The following is a 19,053-nucleotide window of genomic DNA, read 5'->3' on the forward strand; positions in this document are numbered from 1 at the left end:
TGTTGCTCCATTCATCTATATAAAAATAATCGAGAGATTGTTTATTAATTTTAAACATGTATTTATTATGCATGTTTAAAATTACTTTACAATTGAAAAATTTTTTTATTTACTAAGACAAGCAAATTTTAGAGAAAAGCTATTTCATTTTTAGAAACTTTAGTATTTTGAAGTAGAGACGAGTTCGAAAAAAATGTTCAAGGGAATATTATGCAATTAACATCGTTTACTGATTATTCGTTGCGAGTACTTATTTTTTTAGCCGTACAAAAAAGAAGCTCTATTTCTGTGATTGCTAAAACTTATGGTATTTCGAGAAACCATATTGTAAAAGTAGTGCACAATCTAAGCAAAATTGGATATGTAAAAACTGTTCAAGGGCGAGGAGGTGGTATTTCTTTAGCTATGTCAGCTGAAAAAATCAATTTAAAAAATTTAGTGGTACAGACAGAAAATTTTTATATAGTAGAATGTTTTCAGCCACAAGGGAAATGCAAGATTACAAATGTTTGTAAACTTCAAAATATACTATATGAAGCTAAAAATAGTTTTTTAGATACTCTAGAAAAATATTCTCTTCAAGATATTGTGAATAATGAAAATGAAATAAAGCAAGCTTTTAAGTAGAGACTAGTCTCTAAAACCTTTTTGAATTTAGCAGGAGCTACCAGTGAGTTCTATTTCTACTATAATAGATAACTTACGTGAAAATCGTTGGTCTATTTCTCAAACCAACGCTACAGAACGCATAAAAAAGTTAAAAAATTTACGTAAGCATATTTTGGAAAATCGAGAAAAAATTTACCAAGCACTGCGCAATGACTTTCAGAAAAATGAAGTTGAAATAGAACTTACCGAAATTCAACCAGCAATAGCAGAAATTAATTTTTGTATTAAGCGTTTAAAAAAATGGATGAAGCCACAAAAAGTTAAAACACCTCTAAGATTAATGGGAACAAAAAGTCGACTGTTATACGAAGCAAAAGGTGTTGTTTTAATTATTTCTCCGTGGAATTATCCTTTTCATTTGGCAATTGTTCCTTTGATTTCAGCAGTTGCAGCAGGAAATTGTGTGGTGTTAAAACCTTCTGAAATAACTTGCGAAACAAGCAAGCTTTTACAAAGGCTTTTATCGCAAGTTTTTTTAGAAAATGAGGTTTCTGTTGTTGAAGGTGATGCTAGTGTTGCAAAAGAATTACTTACGTTTTCGTTTGATCATGTTTTTTTTACTGGAAGTTCAAATATTGGAAAACAAGTCTTAGCAGCGACAGCTAACAATTTAACTTCTGTTACCCTGGAATTAGGTGGGAAAAGTCCTGCGATTGTTGATAAAACAGCAAATATAAAAAAAGCAGCAGAGCGTATAGTGTGGGGAAAATTTTTGAATGCGGGGCAAACTTGTGTTGCCCCAGACTATGTTTTTGTCGATAGGAAAATCCAGCAGCAATTTTGTGAGGCTGTGATGAAAACACATGAAAAATTTTATGGCAGTGCAGAACGACCAAAAATAGGTAATATTGTAAATACAAAGCATTGGCAGCGTTTGCGCGGCATTTTGGATGAAGAGAAGCAAAGAGGTGCAAAAATCCTTTTAGGTGGGTTTAGCGATGAAACAGAACGCTATTTTTCTCCTACAGTTATTTGTGGTGTATCTTTAGACTCTCCGATTATGGAACAAGAGATCTTTGGCCCTATTTTACCTATTATTTTCTATGATAACATTGAAAATGTAAGTGACTTTATTCGTAAAAAAGATAAGCCTTTGGCTATATATCTTTTTTCGCAGTTACGAGCAAATATTCGACATATAATTACGAATACTACATGTGGAGGGACCTGCATTAATAATGTCGCTATCCATTTAGGTAATCCATATTTACCATTTGGAGGAGTAAATACAAGTGGAATAGGAGAATATCACGGCTTTTTTGGCTTTAAAACTTTTTCTCATGGCAGATCTGTTCTTTATCAAGGTAGATTTTCGGGTTTGTCGTTTATCTATCCTCCATACAACAAATGGACAGAGAAACTCGCGCGTAGTGTTACAAATATTTTTTCTTGAGGACTGAATGAAAATATTAAAAAATATGCTTCTTGTTTTGGGAATAGTAGTAATTATTGGCCTGGTGTATCAAATAGGCGCTCGAAACATATGGCAAGAAATTAGACAGTTAGGTGTTTACGCTCCTCTGTTTTTACTTCCGTATTTTGGAGTTTATTTACTTGATACACTTGGTTGGAAGTATTCTTTTAGTCGCAGTATTTCAGTGCCTTTTTCAACTCTTTTTTACGCTAGAGTCGCAGGAGAAGCAATTAATCACGTCACTCCCACAGCATATTTGGGGGGAGAGCCAGTAAAGGCCTATATTCTAAACAAAAAAAATAATGTTCCTCTTGCGCATGGATTTGCGTCGGTGATGGTTGCAAAGTTTTTGATGGTCGCTTCAGAAGTAATTTTTATTTTGATTGGAATTGAAATTGCGATGAATGTTTTAGGCGACCGGAGTAATCCTGTTATAGTAAACATTCAGTTGTCTATAGCAACTTTAGCCATTTTTCTCCTTGTTTTTCTTGCGCTTCAAGTTTATGGTTTTGGCAATTTTTTTAGTAAATGGGCTGCTAAAATGAAAATATTAGCGTCTTCTCTTACAAAATACAAGGAAGCGTTAACTAAATTTGACTCTGTTCTTCTAGATTATTATCGAAATGAAAAAGGTAGACTCATTACTTCTTTTTTTTATTATTTTCTAAGTTGGTGTTGTGGTGTATTTGAAGTGTATGCTTTTTTTGCTTTAACAGGGCAAACGGTGAGTTGGTCAACTATTTTTGCGATAGAAGCGATTGCAATGACAATTAAAGGAGCAGGTTTTTTTATTCCAGGCTCTATTGGTGTTCAAGAAGCTGGTCAGGTAATGTTATTCAAAATGTTTGGTTTCGATTCTAGCGTAGGTTTGGCTTTTTCGATACTAAGGAGATCTAGAGAAGTTTTGTGGATTGTTATCGGCCTGTTCTTACTTGGGAGAAATTGGGAAAAAAAATACTGTTAGGAATAGTGATGCTTAAGATATTCACATTTAGTAAAAAATTAAGAAAATCAACGCGCCGCTCTTGGGAAAAAAGAAAAAAATATCAAGCAAAACGGTTTGAAAAACTTATGTACGAAGCTAAAAAAATACCTTTTTGGAAGCAGCGTTTACAAGGATGTTCTTGTATTCAAGACCTGGATAAAATCCCTATTCTAACTAAAAAAGAGCTTATGGAAAATTTCGATTCCATTCTTGCCTATTGTGATGTTGATCGAAAATCAGTAATGAATTTTTTTTCTAATGCTGCAAGCGCACAACGAATGCCCTCTAAACATTTTGCCTTTCGCACAAGTGGCACAAGTGGTCAAATTACATGTTTAGTTATTGGTGAGGAGGATGCTGAACGTATGGTATCTTCTTCTATTGCTTTTGGAACAGTGCCAAGCTCTGTAAAAACAATGATGAATGCTTTGTTGGGAAAAAAAATGCGTATAGCTTCTATTATATTAGAAAGCGGCCATTTTCCTGGAACATTCTATTCTCATCTCATGCAAAAATTTGTGCGAGTAATGAACTTAGTTGCCTATTCTGAAATTGTGGACATAGGTCAGCCTATAGAAGAAATTATCGCGAAATTAAACGCAATAAAAGCTGAAGTATGGGTGAGTTACCCATCTATGTTGCGTGTGCTGGCACGTCAAGCATTCATTGGTAGTTTAAAGGTACAACCAAAACATATCATTTGTACAAGTGAACCACTAGATCCCTATACAATATCCGTTGCGAGAGAGCAATTCTCAGACGCAAAAATACATAATGTGTATGGAGCAGGAGAATGTCCTTTTATCGCGAGTTCATGTCACAATGGAATTCTTCATCTTCGTCCAGAAGTCTCTATTCTGGAGAATATAGATGAAAAAAATAAAAGAGTTTCTGATGGTGTTTCTGGTCATCGTGTCGTAGTCACAAACTTGAATAGCTATTCTTTTCCTATTATTCGATTTGTTCTTGATGATCGTATTACTCTTAGTAAGGAAAAATGTATTTGCGGAGATCTTTCCCCTACTATAAGTAATATAGATGGAAGAACTGATGATATATTTTGGTTACGAAATGAATCTAGGCAGCAAACACCAATCCATCCATGTGCTTTTGAACCACCTTTGATCAGTGATCCTCGTGTTGAAGAATATCAAATTATTCACGATCGTGATAACCATGTCCATATACGTATAGCTACAAAAGAGGATATTTCTGTTGAAATGAAAAATAAATTTTGTAAGCATCTTGAAAAACTTAATTTACATAATTATCTTGAATCCGATTTTGAATTTTGCACTGAAATTCCACGACAAATTTCAGGCAAATTTCGTCGTTTTGTTAGTAAAGTTCCCCAAGATTAGAGCATTTACTCACTTATTAATCTTGTTGATTTTTTGCGTGAGTTTTTATTTTTTGTAAGATAGCGCTAGGGACTTTATGCCATTGTGGGGGTCTTCCTATGCGTAGATTATTATTGCGAATTAATTCATGGCAATATCTACAATGGCGAAAATGTTTACCTAACAATTTTTCTTGAGAGGATAGGCTTTTTTGAGGACGATGACCTTTCTTTTGTTTTTTAAAGGTAAAATCAGGAGTTCCTTTAAAAAAACGCGGAACAAAAGGGAAATCTTCTGTTAGATAGTAGTGGTATGTCCCTTGTGGGTATTCAGGGGTAACGCCAAATTTACCGTTGCATTCATCTAAATCTCCTGTGTTAGCAGCATATATATAATCAGCAACAAAAGTCCCATCATAGTATCCTCTAGGACCACTCTTGCGCATTCCTTTTTTTATTTTGTAACTAGAACGCATTTTGCTAATTTCATTATTTTTGTAGCCGTAAAGAGCATATATTGGAAAACCATCCGCTGCATAACCGACCAATGTAACGTCAGGGGTTGTGACTTTCTTTGTTAGCCATTGCCACGGTATTCCATGATAATGGTACATGCCATTAGGTTGAACATGAGCATTGTTCATATCTAGCCCTAAATTAATTTTTCCAGAAAGAGCTTCATAACGCCATCCTGAATGACGATTTCGTTGCCAGAACTCTGCTGTTCCTGGATCAAATGGAATGCCATTTATCGCCACTCCGAATAAATAATGAGCTACAGGTACAGTATTCTTTGCAACTAAAGGTTTGCTCTTTACTTTATAAACGCGTTTAATTTTTGAAATTCGATTAGGGTTGTTTCTATTGGGAAAAGAACCATGTAAATGGTTTGGAATACTGTTTGTAAAGATATAGCGATAACCACGTTGATCATCTATGCGTACAAAGCTTTTCTTTTCTGGGGCAGATTGTAGCATCAAACAAAAAAATCCACATATTATTATTCTATAGCTCATAACTTCTCCTTGGTTTGACAAAATAAAAGATAATTTGTTTTTCTATTAGCATATTACGTGCCATTTGGATTTTTTGATTATTTGCTGTTTTCATTGATTACAGTTTAATTGTGTAGGTTTGTTTCTACTGGATTAGGGATTCCGTTGGTAATTGTTATGACTCATGGCCGTATAGTTTATGAATAGATAATAAGTGTCAATGTTGATAATAAGTATCAATGTTGATATAAAAAAATGCAACTCAAGCTTACTTACCCTTTTCAAACGACCATTTCTTCTCGTTTTGCGAAAGTTAGATTTATAGTGGCATATTATTTGCCATATTCCTAAGTAGATATTTTCGCAGTTCAGTTAGAAAAGGAATCGTTATGAAAAAAAATAACCCAAAAAATAATCAAAATAATGTAGCTAAGACTTTGCTTGATTTGCGTAGTACGAATCAAAATTGTCCAAGTACTCATCACACTATAATTGATGCGCGTGATGAAATTACTAAGCAGACAGTGTTTACGGAAGCTAATAAAAGTTCACAACGAACTATGCTGGAGGCAAGACCAACACAAAATTTTGCGGATACATTTACCAGTGAAAAAGAGCAGTCAGCTACGAGAGAGCAATCCCAGCAAACAAATTTACCTAATGTATTTGCCGATAAGTACAAAATCGTAGGTGTTTTAGGTTCTGGTGCTATGGGAAAGGTTTTTGAAGCCATTGAAATAGGAAAAGCTCGACGATATGCTATTAAAGTGATTCATAAAAATAAAGAAGGCTCTGAAGAAATAGTAAAGCGTTTCTATCGTGAATCAAAATTATTACAAAAACTAAATCATCCAAATATTATTAAGATTCACGAGCAAGGTGAATTTCAAGGACAACCATATTTTGTTATGGATCTTGTTAAGGGTTGTACTTTTACGGAAATTATTAAACGACCAAGTTATCCGTTTAGGCGCAAGTTAGTTATTCTCATTCAGGTATTAGAAGCTGTGCACAGCGCACATAGAGAAGGTATTATTCATCGTGATTTAAAACCTGATAATATAATGGTTACTAATGAGGGGAAAGCTTTGGTTATGGACTTTGGTATTGCGCGAGATCAAGGAGATAATCAATCTACGAAATTAACAAAAACAGGTATGTTGGTAGGAACACCTTTGTACATGTCTCCTGAACAGATTAATAGTGAAAAAACTACGGCAAAAAGTGATATATATACTTTAGGTGTTATTATGTACGAGGTTATTACAGGCAAAGTACCCTTTGATGGTAATTTAAGTAAAATCATGTGGCAAATAGCGCATAGTGATCCTGTTCATCCAAGAGAAATTTCTGATAGTGTACCCAAAAATCTTGCAACGATTTGCTTAAAAGCGATGATAAAGGAAAAAGAAGAGCGTTATACAACTGCTCGTACAATGGCAAATGACATTAAGCGCTATTTAAAAGGGCAAAAAATATCCGCAAAACATCCTGTTAATATTAAAAAGTGGTTCTTGAAGAATCGTTCATTTGTTATTTCTTTCACTATTTTATGTTTAGGAGTGTTTTGGAGTTTGGGTGGCGATGACAAAAATGTGAAAAACGATAACGATGAATTAAAGATAAATCAAAACAATATTGCGAATTTACCTGAGGAAGAAAATGATACAAAATTTAAAAATGACCTACCTTTAGAGAAAGAATTTAGCCATAAAAGTGAAAAAGAAGATAAGATACTAAGGCGAAACAATCAAAAAAATTCAGATAACTCGTCGGAGGGAATGCTTACTGAAAATCAAAAAGACAAAAATGATTTAGAAAGCGTGTATAACGAAGAACGACCTAGGAAAGAAATGAATAGCCGTAGTCATCGGCCAAGAAAGAGGCACCAAAATAGTAACGAAGATCGTTTTTCAGAGGAACAAGAAGAAGAAATGAATAGGCGCCAAAATAGTAAGGACGATCGTTTTTCAGAAGAACAAGAGGAAGAAATGAATAGCCGTAGTCATCGGCCAAGAAAAAAGCGCCAAAGCAGCAACGAAGATCGTTTTTCGGAAGAACAAGAAGAGGAAGAAATGAATAGCCGTAGTCATCGGCCAAGAAAAAGGCGCCAAAATAACAATGAAAATCGTTTTTCGGAAAAACAAGAAGAGGAAGAAATGAATAGCCGTAGTCATCGGCCAAGAAAAAAGCGCCAAAGCAGCAACGAAGATCGTTTTTCGGAAGAACAAGAAGAGGAAGAAATGAATAGCCGTAGTCATCGGCCAAGAAAAAAGCGCAAAAGCAGCAACGAAGATCGTTTTTCGGAAGAACAAGAAGAGGAAGAAATGAATAGCCGTAGTCATCGGCCAAGAAAAAGGCGCAAAAGCAGCAACGAAGATCGTTTTTCGGAAGAACAGGAAGAAATGAATAGTCGTAGTTATCGTCCAAGAAAGAGACGCCAAAATAGTAACGAAGATCGTTTTTCCAAAGAACGGTTTGAGGACGAAATGGGCACTAGTGGTCGCAGCATTAGAAATAAAGAAGGCTCTGACGATAATCGAATAATAGGCCAACATTTTCGATATTGTCAAGAATGCCATGATCTGATAAGAAGAAATCAAATAGACCTTGGTGGTCCACCACCGAATTGGTCGCGCGTTCCGCAGAAGATTTTAAAACAAATCAAGAAGCATGCACAAAATAAGTAGATTTTTATTGGATTTGACACAAAAAATCTCTTATTGTGATGTTTTATGAAGCTATCATTTTTTCTTTGAAAAATCGGAGTTATTAATTGAATTTTAGTGAAAATTACGATGCAAAAAAAACAATTGTTTCTGTTTTTATTATATTTTTTTTGTCCCTAGTATATCTTTACGGTGTTATTGCGATTGTTCGAGTGAATATTTTATTTGAGGTATTTATATCTTTACTTTTTCCCATTATGTGTATCGGATTTAAGGTAGATCAGAACTTTTTACCAAGAGTAAAGCAATTATTTTACATCGAATCAATATATAATATTTTGGTTATTTTAACTTTAGTTTTGGTTTTATCAGGGATGTCCTCTTTGTATATTGCCTTATCTTGGGGTTTTGTTGTTTTTTTTGTTATTCAGATTATTGGTTTTATAGTGATTCAAAAAAAAAGAAAGAGTTATCTAGGTATTTTACAAAGTTTAATGGGCATTTGTTTGATGTTTATTTGGTTTTTTCACAAAGAAAATACTATTTCTACTATCGATAACCAAGGTCGGTTTCTAATGTGGGGGGAAGATGCACCTTTATCAATACAGATTGTTTATACGCTATGGTTTTTAAATGTAATTTTTCTGGAAAGTGTTTTACTTCCTAAATTATCTCAAGCAATTGTTCAGTCGTCTTCGTTGTTGTTATGTTGGTGTTCTGGCGAATTTTTTCACGCACGTCTTCTTACTGCATGCCATTTATTTATGCTTGATGGATTGTTTGGTTACTCAAAACACGGTTGGTTAGGTAGTAAGTTTTGTAGTATACCTGAATCTTATTATGAGAAATTTAGTAGACTACGCCCTCTTCTAAAAATAATTATGTTTTGTGGAGTTTTAGCTACTTTTGTTCTTAGTTTTTTTTATGGGTTAGATTTAAAGGGTATTTTGGCCTAAGCCATACTAACATTAAGCCTTTATAGAAAAAAATTATGGAAATTATAGAAAAACAAGTTGTTTACGAAAGCAGAAAATTTTGCCATGGAGCTACAATCGTTGTGTGTGAAAACGAGTTGATTTGTGCTTGGTTTGCAGGAGAATATGAAGGCCACCGTGAAAGTTCCATTTATTTAGCTCGCGGAAAACAGTGGTCTTCTATTTCTAGAGTTATTTCATCGTTTGAAACCCAAGGAGTCGCTTGTTGGAATCCAGTACTTTTTAACCATGATAAGCGACTTATTTTGTTTTATAAAACAGGTATTATGCCGTCTAGATGGTGCGGTGTAAAAATTGAGTCAGAGGATTATGGTAAGAATTGGTCTGATCCACAAAAACTGCCGCAAGGAATTGTTGGACCTACGAAAAACAAGCCTCTAGCCTTGGCTGGTAATGAGTTTGTCTGTGGGTCTAGTAGAGAAAGTCCTTATTGGCAAATATATATGGAATATTGTGATGGAAAGTCTTGGATAAAAAGCCCGCCACTAAATGATAAATCATTATTTTTAATTCAACCGACAATTACAAGATGTCATTCTGGGAAAATATTAGCATTATTTCGCAGTTCCCATGATTTTATTTATCAAAGTTACTCTTCTGATGATGGTAAAAATTGGAGCCTACCACAACCAACAACTTTGCCAAACCCAAATAGCGGTATAGATATGGTGACGTTGAAAAGTGGTGACATTGCTGTTGCTTATAATCATTCCTCGAAAAATCGTTACCCTCTTAGTATTGCTATTAGTTCTAACGAAGGCTGTTCTTGGGAACATGTTATAGAGTTGGAAAGTGAACCGCACAAAGAAGGCTATTCTTATCCGTCTATAATCCAGGCTAGTGACGAGAAAATACATATAGTTTATTCATGGAAATGCCGCAAAATATACCACGTAGTCTTAGATCAAAGTCGATTTTGAGTAGATCATTTGTTATTGAATCTTATCAGAATTAGAGTACAATAATAATAGTATAATGAGACATCTAAAAAAAATAGCGAGTTAAGATAGCACGGTAACTTGTTCTTGCAACTCATTTTAAACTTCATCAGATATTCTCTTCACTAGATTACCCACTAAAAGAAGTTTGCTATTTAAATGATGTGTCCAATTTTTGGTAAATTTAAATGCGGATACATCTAGGTTGTTTACTGTAAAATAAAGGAATGAATATGAGTAATACCATTCTTCTTTTAGACGAAGATAATGAAAATCGCAAACGAGTAAAGTTGTTTTTAGAGGAATATAGCTGTACTGTCTATGAGGCAAGTGATGTTAAAATTGCAACAGAATTTTTTTTTACTCACGAAATAGATATGATTGTGTCTTCAGTCAAGTTAGGGTGGGACTTCTGTCCTATTGTAAGAGAATCAACTAGCACACGACCTATTATTATTTTAGCTAAAGAAAATAGTAATTATGAACGAGTCCATTCTAAAATATTGCGAGCAGACGCTTGTGTTTTATACCAAGAAAATCAACAATTTATAGAGCACTTAAGTGATGTAGCCGAATTTGTAGAAAAAAAAATGCATCGCGAAAAGCGCCAAATTTCGATGGCAGGTAACCTTGCAGATATCCCTTTTATTGAAAATTTACAAAATCTCCTCCATTACTCGAAAACAGGGTGCATTAAAATACAGAATGGTGCTCTTCACGGTAAAGTATTTTTTGAAGAAGGTAAATGCGTTCATGCGGAGATAGATCCGCACTACAGTGGGGTTCATGCGCTTTATAATATTTTGTATTGGCAAAATGGAAAGTTTCAGTTTTTGGAAGGCGAGTTATCATCTGAACAGACTATCAATCAAGATACTACAGGTATCTTACTTGAGTGGACACGTCTTGACGATGAAATAAACCGTTTATTTTTAAAATCAGGCGCTTTTACAAAAGAGCAGATATTTTTGATACGCGATTGTATTTTTTCAGGACGTGTTTCTGAAACAACAATGCACGAAGTTATAAAAGAGACAATCAAAGAAAACAAAACTTTTTTAGATATTTTACAAGAAATAGATGTTTTCTCTGCTGAAGAAATAAGCTTTTTTTGTAAAAGAGTTTCAACAATAAACCGTAAAAAAACTTTACGCGCAGTTGCCAAACATGACCACTTAGTAGAAAAACTTGTAAATGATTATTCTGAAGATGAATTACAGTTACAAGATTTTGTGTTGCAAAGGTTGATATCAAGTTTATCTCTTTTGTCAATGAAGCAAATAAATGAATGTATACGAGTTAAAAATGCCAATGAAAGAAAAAGTTTATGTGATGTTATTCTCGATAAAGGATATCTACGAGGAAGCACCATAAAAAAACTAGAGCATTTTCAAGACGAAGAAGGTGATAGTTTATTATTTGACTACAACATTTTGCAAAAAATTGGTGAAGGTGAAAAGTCTATTGTTTACAAAGCAAAAAGAAAAAGTGACGATAAAGATGTAGCCATTAAAATATTTATTCCTGGTATCGAAGAGAGTGGTCGCAATGTTTTACGTTTTATACAAGAAGCAAAAACATCGAGTCGTCTGAATCATAAGTATATTGTTCCAGCAATAGACTTTGGAATAATTTATGAACTGTATTATACCGTACAGGAGTATGCTATAGGAGACTCACTGAACCATACTTTTACTCAATCAGGAGCGCTACCAGAAAAAACATTGTTGTTGATTCTTCGGCAATTAAAGGAAGGTTTGAGATATTTATGGCAAGAACACAAAATTGTACATCGCGATTTAACTCCACGAAATATTATTTTCGATGGGAAAAATATAAAAATTTGCGATTTTGGTCTTGTGAAAAAAATAAATGATACTAAAAGCAAAGAATTATCTCCGCTAACAGGAACAGGAATGTTTATTGGAACGCCTGGTTACATGGCTCCTGAAATTCTTACCAGTAAAGATATTACATTTCGCGTTGATTTATATGCTTTAGGTATGACTTTATATGTATTGTCTACAGGTAAAGCACACGTTGCAAGTACTTTGGCACGAACACAGCGCATTAGTATGGCTCCTTATCAAACTTTTCAACTTGAACCTCCTAAGTCAAGGAGACCAGAACTATCTACTGCTTTTTCTCATTTTGTAATGAAACTTTTAGATCCTATTCCTCTTCGACGTTGTAAATCTTTAGATGAGTTTGAAAGTGATATCGATCGCGTACTTGTTGGTAAAAATCCGAAACGTTTGCCTCAAAGTAATCGCAAAAAAACAATAGCAATAGCGGTTATTTTTACTTTTTTAATAAGTATTATTATTTCGTTTTATATTGCTAACCAGAAAAAAATACAAAAAATTAAGTTAGATATTATTCTAGAAGAAAAAACAGCAAAAGAACATCTGACGAGTGGTAATTTAGCTAAAGCAAATCATCATCTACTGAAAATGATAAATTACTGCGTTCTACTTTCAGAAGAGCAAGCGTCAGAATGTCGTGAAAAAGTTTTCGAGCAGTGGCTGTCTCACGCAGATAAATATAACAAAGATGATAATGTAAAAAGTTGGGAAAATGCTAAAATTTGCTATGATTACGCAAATGTAATCCGTAGTACACCCACTGTTTTAAAAAGGCGAAAGGAAATTACCCAGAGAATTACTCGAAAATTAGAAAAAATAAGACAGGAACAAGCATTTGCAAAATTTTCTTTTTCAATTAATCGCATTTGGCTGAGTAGTGCGCAAAATAAAAAAAATACTACTTTTCTTACCGGGCAAAAAGTGTGGTTGTTTGCTGAAATAACGGTTGATAATTATTTACCAGAATATGAACTTTTTTTTCACTATGGGTTGTCTTCTCAGAAGCAAAATCGCATATTAAAGTTAAATATTCCAACGCGTAAAACTTTCGTGATAAAACAGATGTTACTTCAGTCTTCAGATCCTGTAAATGATAAAGTTTATGCAGAGTTAGCATGCGATAAACGCTTAAAAAAAATTGAGCCAATCATATTATCTATAAAGCATCCTGTTGCCAAAGGTACTGTTTGGGGAAAACCTCGTTCTTTATTTGCCAAGCACTATCAAAGTCGTCTAGCTAAATGGAAAAAAAATAGTGGTGTGTGGGCACCAGATGAGGAGAGCTTGGGGATTTTTGCCTTAGGCAGCGGAGAAATTACGCGGTCGATAAAGTACAAAAAAGCTTGGCGGATTTATGGGAAAATAAAGGGGAACAAAAAAAACAAGGAAATATGTATTCAGTTGAGTCTTTTGAATAGTAAAAAGGTAACGCTTAGTTTTCAGCCAATAGCAGGATCTTATCTCGTAATGGCTTTTGAACCTGTAGGGAAAAAACGTAAGGTATTTAAGTCGAAAATGATAAAAATGGCAGGTACTTTTGACTATGTTATTGAAAACTATATTCATTTTGTAAGAATAAAAGTACAAAATCAAAAACTATGTGATATTCCGGTTACTAATAAGATAAAACAACTTATGTTATGTGTGAAAAAATCGCAGTCTACTTATTTTGCAAAGTTGATATGGCAAGGTGCAAAGTAATGTCTTATCTTGAAAAAATAATAGGTATCTTGCAGAATAATTCTAGAATCTACTATATTCTAGAAGAAGTAGAAAAAATGGATCTGCCAAATTGGTATTTGGGCGGTGGCTGTATAACTCAAAGTATATGGAATAGTCTTTGCGATAACAATGACGACTACGGTATAAAAGATTATGATATAGTCTATTTTGATAAAGATGTTTCTTTTGAAAAAGAGACTGAATATATTTTAAAAATACGCGAAGCTTTACCAGGTATTGACACTGATGTCAAAAATCAAGCGCGCGTCCACTTGTGGTATCACGACGTTTTTGCTCAAAAAATAGATCCTTATTCTTCGGTTGAAGAGGCTATATCTTCGTGGCCAACAACTGTTGCATCTATCGGGGTACGTAAAGTAAACGAAGAGCTTATTGTATACGCACCGTTTGGCTTAGAAGATCTTTTTTCTCTTATTGTGCGGCCAAATAAAATACAAGTTACTCAAGATATTTATATTACAAAAACTAAACGATGGCTGGAAAAATGGCCGCAACTCAAAGTTGTTTCGTGGTAAACAACTATCTTTAGGAAAAATATATGAAAAAACTATTATTAATTCTTGTTGTATTCAGCGTTTGTGTTGCTGATGATTGGCCGTATTTTTTAGGCCAAGATTTGAATGGGATTTCTACAGAGACAAATATTAGTAAAAATTGGAATAAAAAGCCGCCAAAGAAAGTATGGGAAGTAAAAATTGGCGATGGATATTCTGGTATTACGGTTGTGGATGGTTTAGTTTACACCGCTTATGGTAAAAATCGCGAAGAGTATTGTGTTGCAATTAAAGATGGTAAAGTGGTGTGGAGTAAGGTTATTGGACCTTATTTTTATTCTAATATTGGTTCAGGACCAAGAGCAACACCGACAATTCACGATGGTCATTTATATATAGTAGGAGCATATGGAGATTTTCATTGTTTGGATGCTAAGACAGGCAAAACTATATGGAATTACAATATTTTACGTAAATTTAAAGCACAAAATCTGAAATGGGGAATGTGCAGTTCTCCTTTGATTTATAAAAATATGCTTTTGTATAATGTCGGTGGAACAAATGGAAACTCTATTGTTGCTGTCGACCAAAAAACCGGAGAGAAGATTTGGTCTTGTGGTAGTGACATTGCTTCTTATGCTTCTCCTACAATTGCTAATCTGTGTGGAGAAACGCAAGCTATATTTTTTACTGGAAAAGGTTTGTTTTCTGTAGAGCCAAATAGCGGTAAACAGCTGTGGCGTTTTGATTGGCCTGTGTATAAAAATGCGGCAACGCCTCTTTGCCGAGATAACTATGTCTTTTTGTCATCTAGTTATGGCGCAGGCGCTGGAGCATTGTTAAAAATAGGGAAGAAAAATAATCGCTACTCTGTAAAACTAGTATGGAAAAATCGTCGCTTTAAAAACCATTATACAACTTCTATACTATGGAAAGATCACATATACGGATTCCACAATCGTTTGTTTGCTTGTATTAGTTTTAATAACGGAAACAATGCGTGGACACAAAGAGGCTTTGAAAAAGGTCTTCTTGTGGCAACAAATGACGGTCATGCTTTTGTTTTGGGACAAAGAGGTAATTTAGCTTTGGTAAAATTAGATCCCAAAAAATATGTTGAATTAGGGAGTTTTAAGCCATTTGCAAAGACAACTAATTGTTTAGTTGTTCCTACTTTGTCTAATGGAATGTTGTATGTTCGCGATAATAAGCGCTTAGTATGTTTGGATATATCTAATTAAGATGTTACACGCGAAAGAATGTTTTGCAAGTAAGGATCTTGTAAATTTCTAACAAAAGTTTAACCAAGGTTGTTTATTAAGCTATCTCGTCGGAGGAATAATGAATCATCAAGAACAGCTTGTTTCTCGAATTATTTTTCAGCAAAAATGGATGAATGAACAACAAATTAGAACAGCTTATAATCATTTTTGCGCTAACAACCTTGGTATCTCTTTTTTAGAGTTTCTTGGACATCAAAAATTCATTACTTTGGAACAGAAAAAAGTAATTGTAAATATAATAAACTCTTCGCTGCGTAAAACTCAGAGAGTAAGCACGCCGAGTAAACCTGTAGTTACTCGCAATAATTTTGTTATAAAAGAAAATCAACGCTTTTTACAATATATAGTTGAAAAAAAAATTGGGCATGGTGGAATGGGGACAGTCTATAAGGCCCGTGATTTAAAACTAGAACGTGATGTTGCAATTAAAGTACTGTCTAAAACTAGTGCTGCAAATGTTGAACGGTTTGTTAAGGAGGCGCGAACTGTTGCGCGTTTGAATCATCCTTATGTTGTGAAAATATACGAAGTAGGTCAGTCTCCGGTAAATTACTTTACCATGGAGTATATAGAGGGAGCTACTTTAGAAGATTATATATACCAAAACAAAGTGTCTTTTAAAAATTGTGCTAAACTTTTTTATAAAATAGCTGTTGCTGTAGATTTTATTCACAAAAATGAAATTATTCATCGAGATATAAAACCTGCGAATATCATGATAGACAAAAACAGTGAACCACGGCTTATGGATTTTGGTTTGGCAAAAGTTGACGAAGGAAACTCACTACCTTCAGGATTTATTGGTACACCTTCGTATGCTTCGCCAGAGCAAATAAACTCTATGGAAGTAGATCACTATTGTGATATATATTCTTTGGGAGCAACGTTATACGAAAGTTTAACTAAGACAGTTATATTTCAAGGAGACATGGTTCATTTAGTTTTTCAAATTTTAAAAATAGATCCTGTACGCCCTAGAATTCTAAACCCATCTATTCCACGAGATTTGCAGGCCATTTGTCTTAAGTGTGTAGCTAAAAAGCCACTGTATCGTTATAAAACGGCTAGCGATCTAGCAAAAGATCTCAGCAATTTTATGCAAAACAAACCGGTAGTTGCAAAATCGCCATCTTACTTTGAAGTTTCAAGGAAATGGGTGGCACGCAATATGTTATTATCGCTATTTACACTTCTTCTTATAGTCAGTATCAGTTTAGCCTTAGTTATATTTGTTACTAAAAGTGAAGAATTATCGACAGCGAATGAACAATTATCGACAGCAAATGAACAATTGCAGCTTCAAAAAAAAGATGTTGAAGAAATGAATAAAGAACTTTCGCGAGAAAAATATAAAATGCAATTGCGTTTATACAAATCTTCGCTTCGTACAATGCAAAATTCTCTTGCAATTGATAACTTTATGTCTTTGCGCGAAAAGGTAAACTATCAAATACAAGAAGATCCATTTATTCAAAAAACTTATTTAAAATTATCTGCTCAAAAAGATTTTTCTAAAACTATGGAAATTAGGTTGTTGAATAATTTGTACTTTCAACCTAAAAAAATAGTGACGAAATATCACTTTTATACAAATTTTGCGATTAATCAGGCAAGTACTTATATTGCAGTTCATGACGTTGATGAGTTGAAGGTTATTGATTTATTAACAAAAAAAAGTAATGTTTTTAAATTTAAAAACACGTTATCGAGCTGTTGTTTTCACCCGTATAAAAATGAAATGTTTGTCGGCGGAAAAAGAGGATCTGTGTACAAAATTGATCTTTCCAGTGGGAAAATTGATACTTTTAGAGATCACCTTCAAACAAAATCTTGGATAAAAGCATGTTGTTTTTCGCCAGATGGAAACTTTGTTATTTATTCGATAATGAATCCTTATGGAGAAAGTTCGATTGTTTTTCGTGATTGGGACACACAGAAATACCAAAGAGTGCAACCGAAAATAGCAAGCCGCGGCGAAGAAGGCGTGCCTCGAAATATGGAATTAATTACCCGTATTGCGTGTACTAAAAAGAATAATGTTATTTTTTTATCTTTGAAAGAGAATGTCGGATTTTCTATACGTTATATTGCGAGTTCTTGGACACAAGAGAAAGTGTTGTTTTCAGCAGGTGGTTCTGCGATAACTGATTTTTCTTTACACGAAGATAATTTAGTTGTTAGTAAAGATAATGGTTCTATGACGATGCTTAAGATAAAGGAAAGCGCAACAAATATTAACTACAAAGAAGTCTTTGATTTTAAAGATAAAGGAAATTTGTCGCATGACAAAAAAATAAACTCAGTGCTGACAAATGATGATTTTGTTATTTCCTGTGGAGAAGATAAAAAAGTTAAGATGTGGAATTATCAAGGTGAACTGCAAAAAACTATTCCAGATATGCATCTAAAAAAAGCCTATTATACAAAAAAAAGCAGTAGTTTTATTGGTTTAGATCACAATCATGAAGTTGAATTGTGGTCTTTGCAACGAAAATCTCCTGTAGTAATAAAAGAAAAACAACCGTTTGGTGGTATTTTTGTTAGCCCTCAAGGCCGCTATCTTGGCACAAGTATCAAAACTCATGTTTCGGTTGTTTATTTATGGGATTTAAAAAAACGCCAACGTATAGGAATTTTCCCGAAAGAATTTAACAAAATTAACTTTAGACAAATAAAAGGAATATTTTTAAACGAAAAACAAATACTTACGCGCGGAAAAACAGTTGTAAGGTACTGGAATATTCATGGGCAAAATGATATTAACCAAATTCTAAAATACAAAGATCGACAATATACTCATCGTAGTAATGTTGTTGTAACAAATTATAGCAATGGTTATATTATCACTAGCTCTATAAATAAATTATGCCTATGGAACAGAAAAACAAAAAAACTCGCATTTGAATGGCAAACACCGTTGCACAAAAAGTCAGAATTACGAGCCCAAATTTATTTTGCTGACTTTTACGATAAAGAGACATTGATTGTAGGATGTTTAGTATTAGACCAGGGCTTTTTTGTTAAATTTATTGATATTAAAAATAATAAAACTAACAAAAGTGAATTTGTGTATACCAATAAATATGGTGAATACTTACCATTCAAAAATGTTGTACATCGCCACAAAATTCTGACCATTGACAACGAAAAATACATCTTCTTCACCGCAAAAAAGCCGCAACGCCCAAAAGAAGAACATTCTTTTATCTATATGTTTTCCTGTAATTCTACGTTGCAGAAACAAAAACAACTGGCCATTTTTTCAGGACATGATGGCCAAGTAAATAGTCTTGCATTCTCCAAAGATCTTGCACGTATGGTATCAGCAGGCAGTGATCGCACTTTAAAAATTTGGGATTTACAAAACATAAAACTCTACCCTACTCACAATACATATTTATTGTCTTTGCAAGAACATACGGCTTCGGTTACGGGTGTTGTTTTTAATAAAGATTGTAGCGAAATGGTCTCTGTAAGCGAAGATAAAACTATTCGCATTTGGTCGTTAAAACACTAAAACTGTGTGACTCAATAATTATACATAGCTTTTTTCTTTTATTGTACTATGTCAAATTTTTGTTATAATTTTGTTGAACTACATGTCTATTAATAAAATAGGTGTTCTTCTTCGAAGTTTGTTTTGTGCAATAATGTTCATTAGGGG

Annotated in this window: 12 protein-coding genes; 11 read left to right on the forward strand and 1 reads right to left on the reverse strand. The window is 33.8% G+C overall.

Annotated features, from left to right (window positions below; all coding sequences use genetic code 11):
- Positions 1–210: 210 nt before the first annotated feature.
- From UABHE_RS01285 to UABHE_RS01300, 4 genes are read left to right on the forward strand one after another with little or no spacing between them, the layout of a single operon-like run.
- Complete coding sequence (locus UABHE_RS01285; RefSeq protein ID WP_372368344.1) at positions 211–627, forward strand: Rrf2 family transcriptional regulator; 417 nt, start codon at positions 211–213, stop codon at positions 625–627.
- Between the two features lie 43 nt (positions 628–670).
- Positions 671–2,062 carry an aldehyde dehydrogenase family protein gene (locus UABHE_RS01290; protein WP_372368345.1) on the forward strand — a complete coding sequence of 464 codons (1,392 nt, stop codon included), beginning with the start codon at positions 671–673 and terminating at the stop codon, positions 2,060–2,062.
- Positions 2,063–2,069: 7 nt separating this feature from the next.
- The gene (locus UABHE_RS01295) at positions 2,070–3,047 is read left to right on the forward strand and encodes a flippase-like domain-containing protein (protein WP_372368347.1); all 978 of its coding nucleotides are present in this window, start codon (positions 2,070–2,072) and stop codon (positions 3,045–3,047) included.
- Positions 3,048–3,055: 8 nt separating this feature from the next.
- Positions 3,056–4,429, forward strand: a complete 1,374-nt coding sequence (locus UABHE_RS01300; protein WP_372368349.1) for a phenylacetate--CoA ligase family protein — start codon at positions 3,056–3,058, stop codon at positions 4,427–4,429.
- Between the two features lie 16 nt (positions 4,430–4,445).
- Here the strand turns inward: UABHE_RS01300 and UABHE_RS01305 are convergent, their stop codons facing one another.
- Positions 4,446–5,423 carry a YHYH protein gene (locus UABHE_RS01305; RefSeq protein ID WP_372368350.1) on the reverse strand — a complete coding sequence of 326 codons (978 nt, stop codon included), beginning with the start codon at positions 5,421–5,423 and terminating at the stop codon, positions 4,446–4,448.
- Between the two features lie 368 nt (positions 5,424–5,791).
- Between UABHE_RS01305 and UABHE_RS01310 the strand changes: the two genes are divergently transcribed.
- The 7 genes from UABHE_RS01310 to UABHE_RS01340 all read left to right on the forward strand — a co-directional run bounded on the left by UABHE_RS01310 (position 5,792) and on the right by UABHE_RS01340 (position 18,906).
- Complete coding sequence (locus UABHE_RS01310) at positions 5,792–8,092, forward strand: protein kinase (protein ID WP_372368352.1); 2,301 nt, start codon at positions 5,792–5,794, stop codon at positions 8,090–8,092.
- 86 nt (positions 8,093–8,178) lie between these two features.
- Entirely contained in the window at positions 8,179–9,027 is an 849-nt protein-coding gene (locus UABHE_RS01315) for a hypothetical protein (protein WP_372368353.1), read from the forward strand.
- 35 nt (positions 9,028–9,062) lie between these two features.
- Positions 9,063–9,986 carry an exo-alpha-sialidase gene (locus UABHE_RS01320; RefSeq protein ID WP_372368354.1) on the forward strand — a complete coding sequence of 308 codons (924 nt, stop codon included), beginning with the start codon at positions 9,063–9,065 and terminating at the stop codon, positions 9,984–9,986.
- A 251-nt stretch (positions 9,987–10,237) separates the two neighbouring features.
- Entirely contained in the window at positions 10,238–13,570 is a 3,333-nt protein-coding gene (locus UABHE_RS01325; protein WP_372368355.1) for a protein kinase, read from the forward strand.
- Positions 13,570–14,127, forward strand: coding sequence for a nucleotidyltransferase family protein (locus UABHE_RS01330; protein ID WP_372368356.1), 558 nt, complete (start codon positions 13,570–13,572; stop codon positions 14,125–14,127). Before UABHE_RS01325 ends, UABHE_RS01330 begins: the two co-directional genes overlap by 1 nt.
- A gap of 23 nt (positions 14,128–14,150) precedes the next feature.
- On the forward strand, positions 14,151–15,347 hold the full coding sequence (locus tag UABHE_RS01335) for a PQQ-binding-like beta-propeller repeat protein (RefSeq protein WP_372368357.1): 1,197 nt from the start codon (positions 14,151–14,153) through the stop codon (positions 15,345–15,347).
- 100 nt (positions 15,348–15,447) lie between these two features.
- Positions 15,448–18,906 (forward strand): protein kinase, encoded by a 3,459-nt coding sequence (locus tag UABHE_RS01340; RefSeq protein ID WP_372368358.1) that lies wholly within the window; start codon positions 15,448–15,450, stop codon positions 18,904–18,906.
- Positions 18,907–19,053 lie beyond the last annotated feature (147 nt).

Source organism: Candidatus Uabimicrobium helgolandensis (assembly GCF_041508025.1).
Lineage (GTDB): Bacteria > Planctomycetota > Uabimicrobiia > Uabimicrobiales > Uabimicrobiaceae > Uabimicrobium > Uabimicrobium helgolandensis.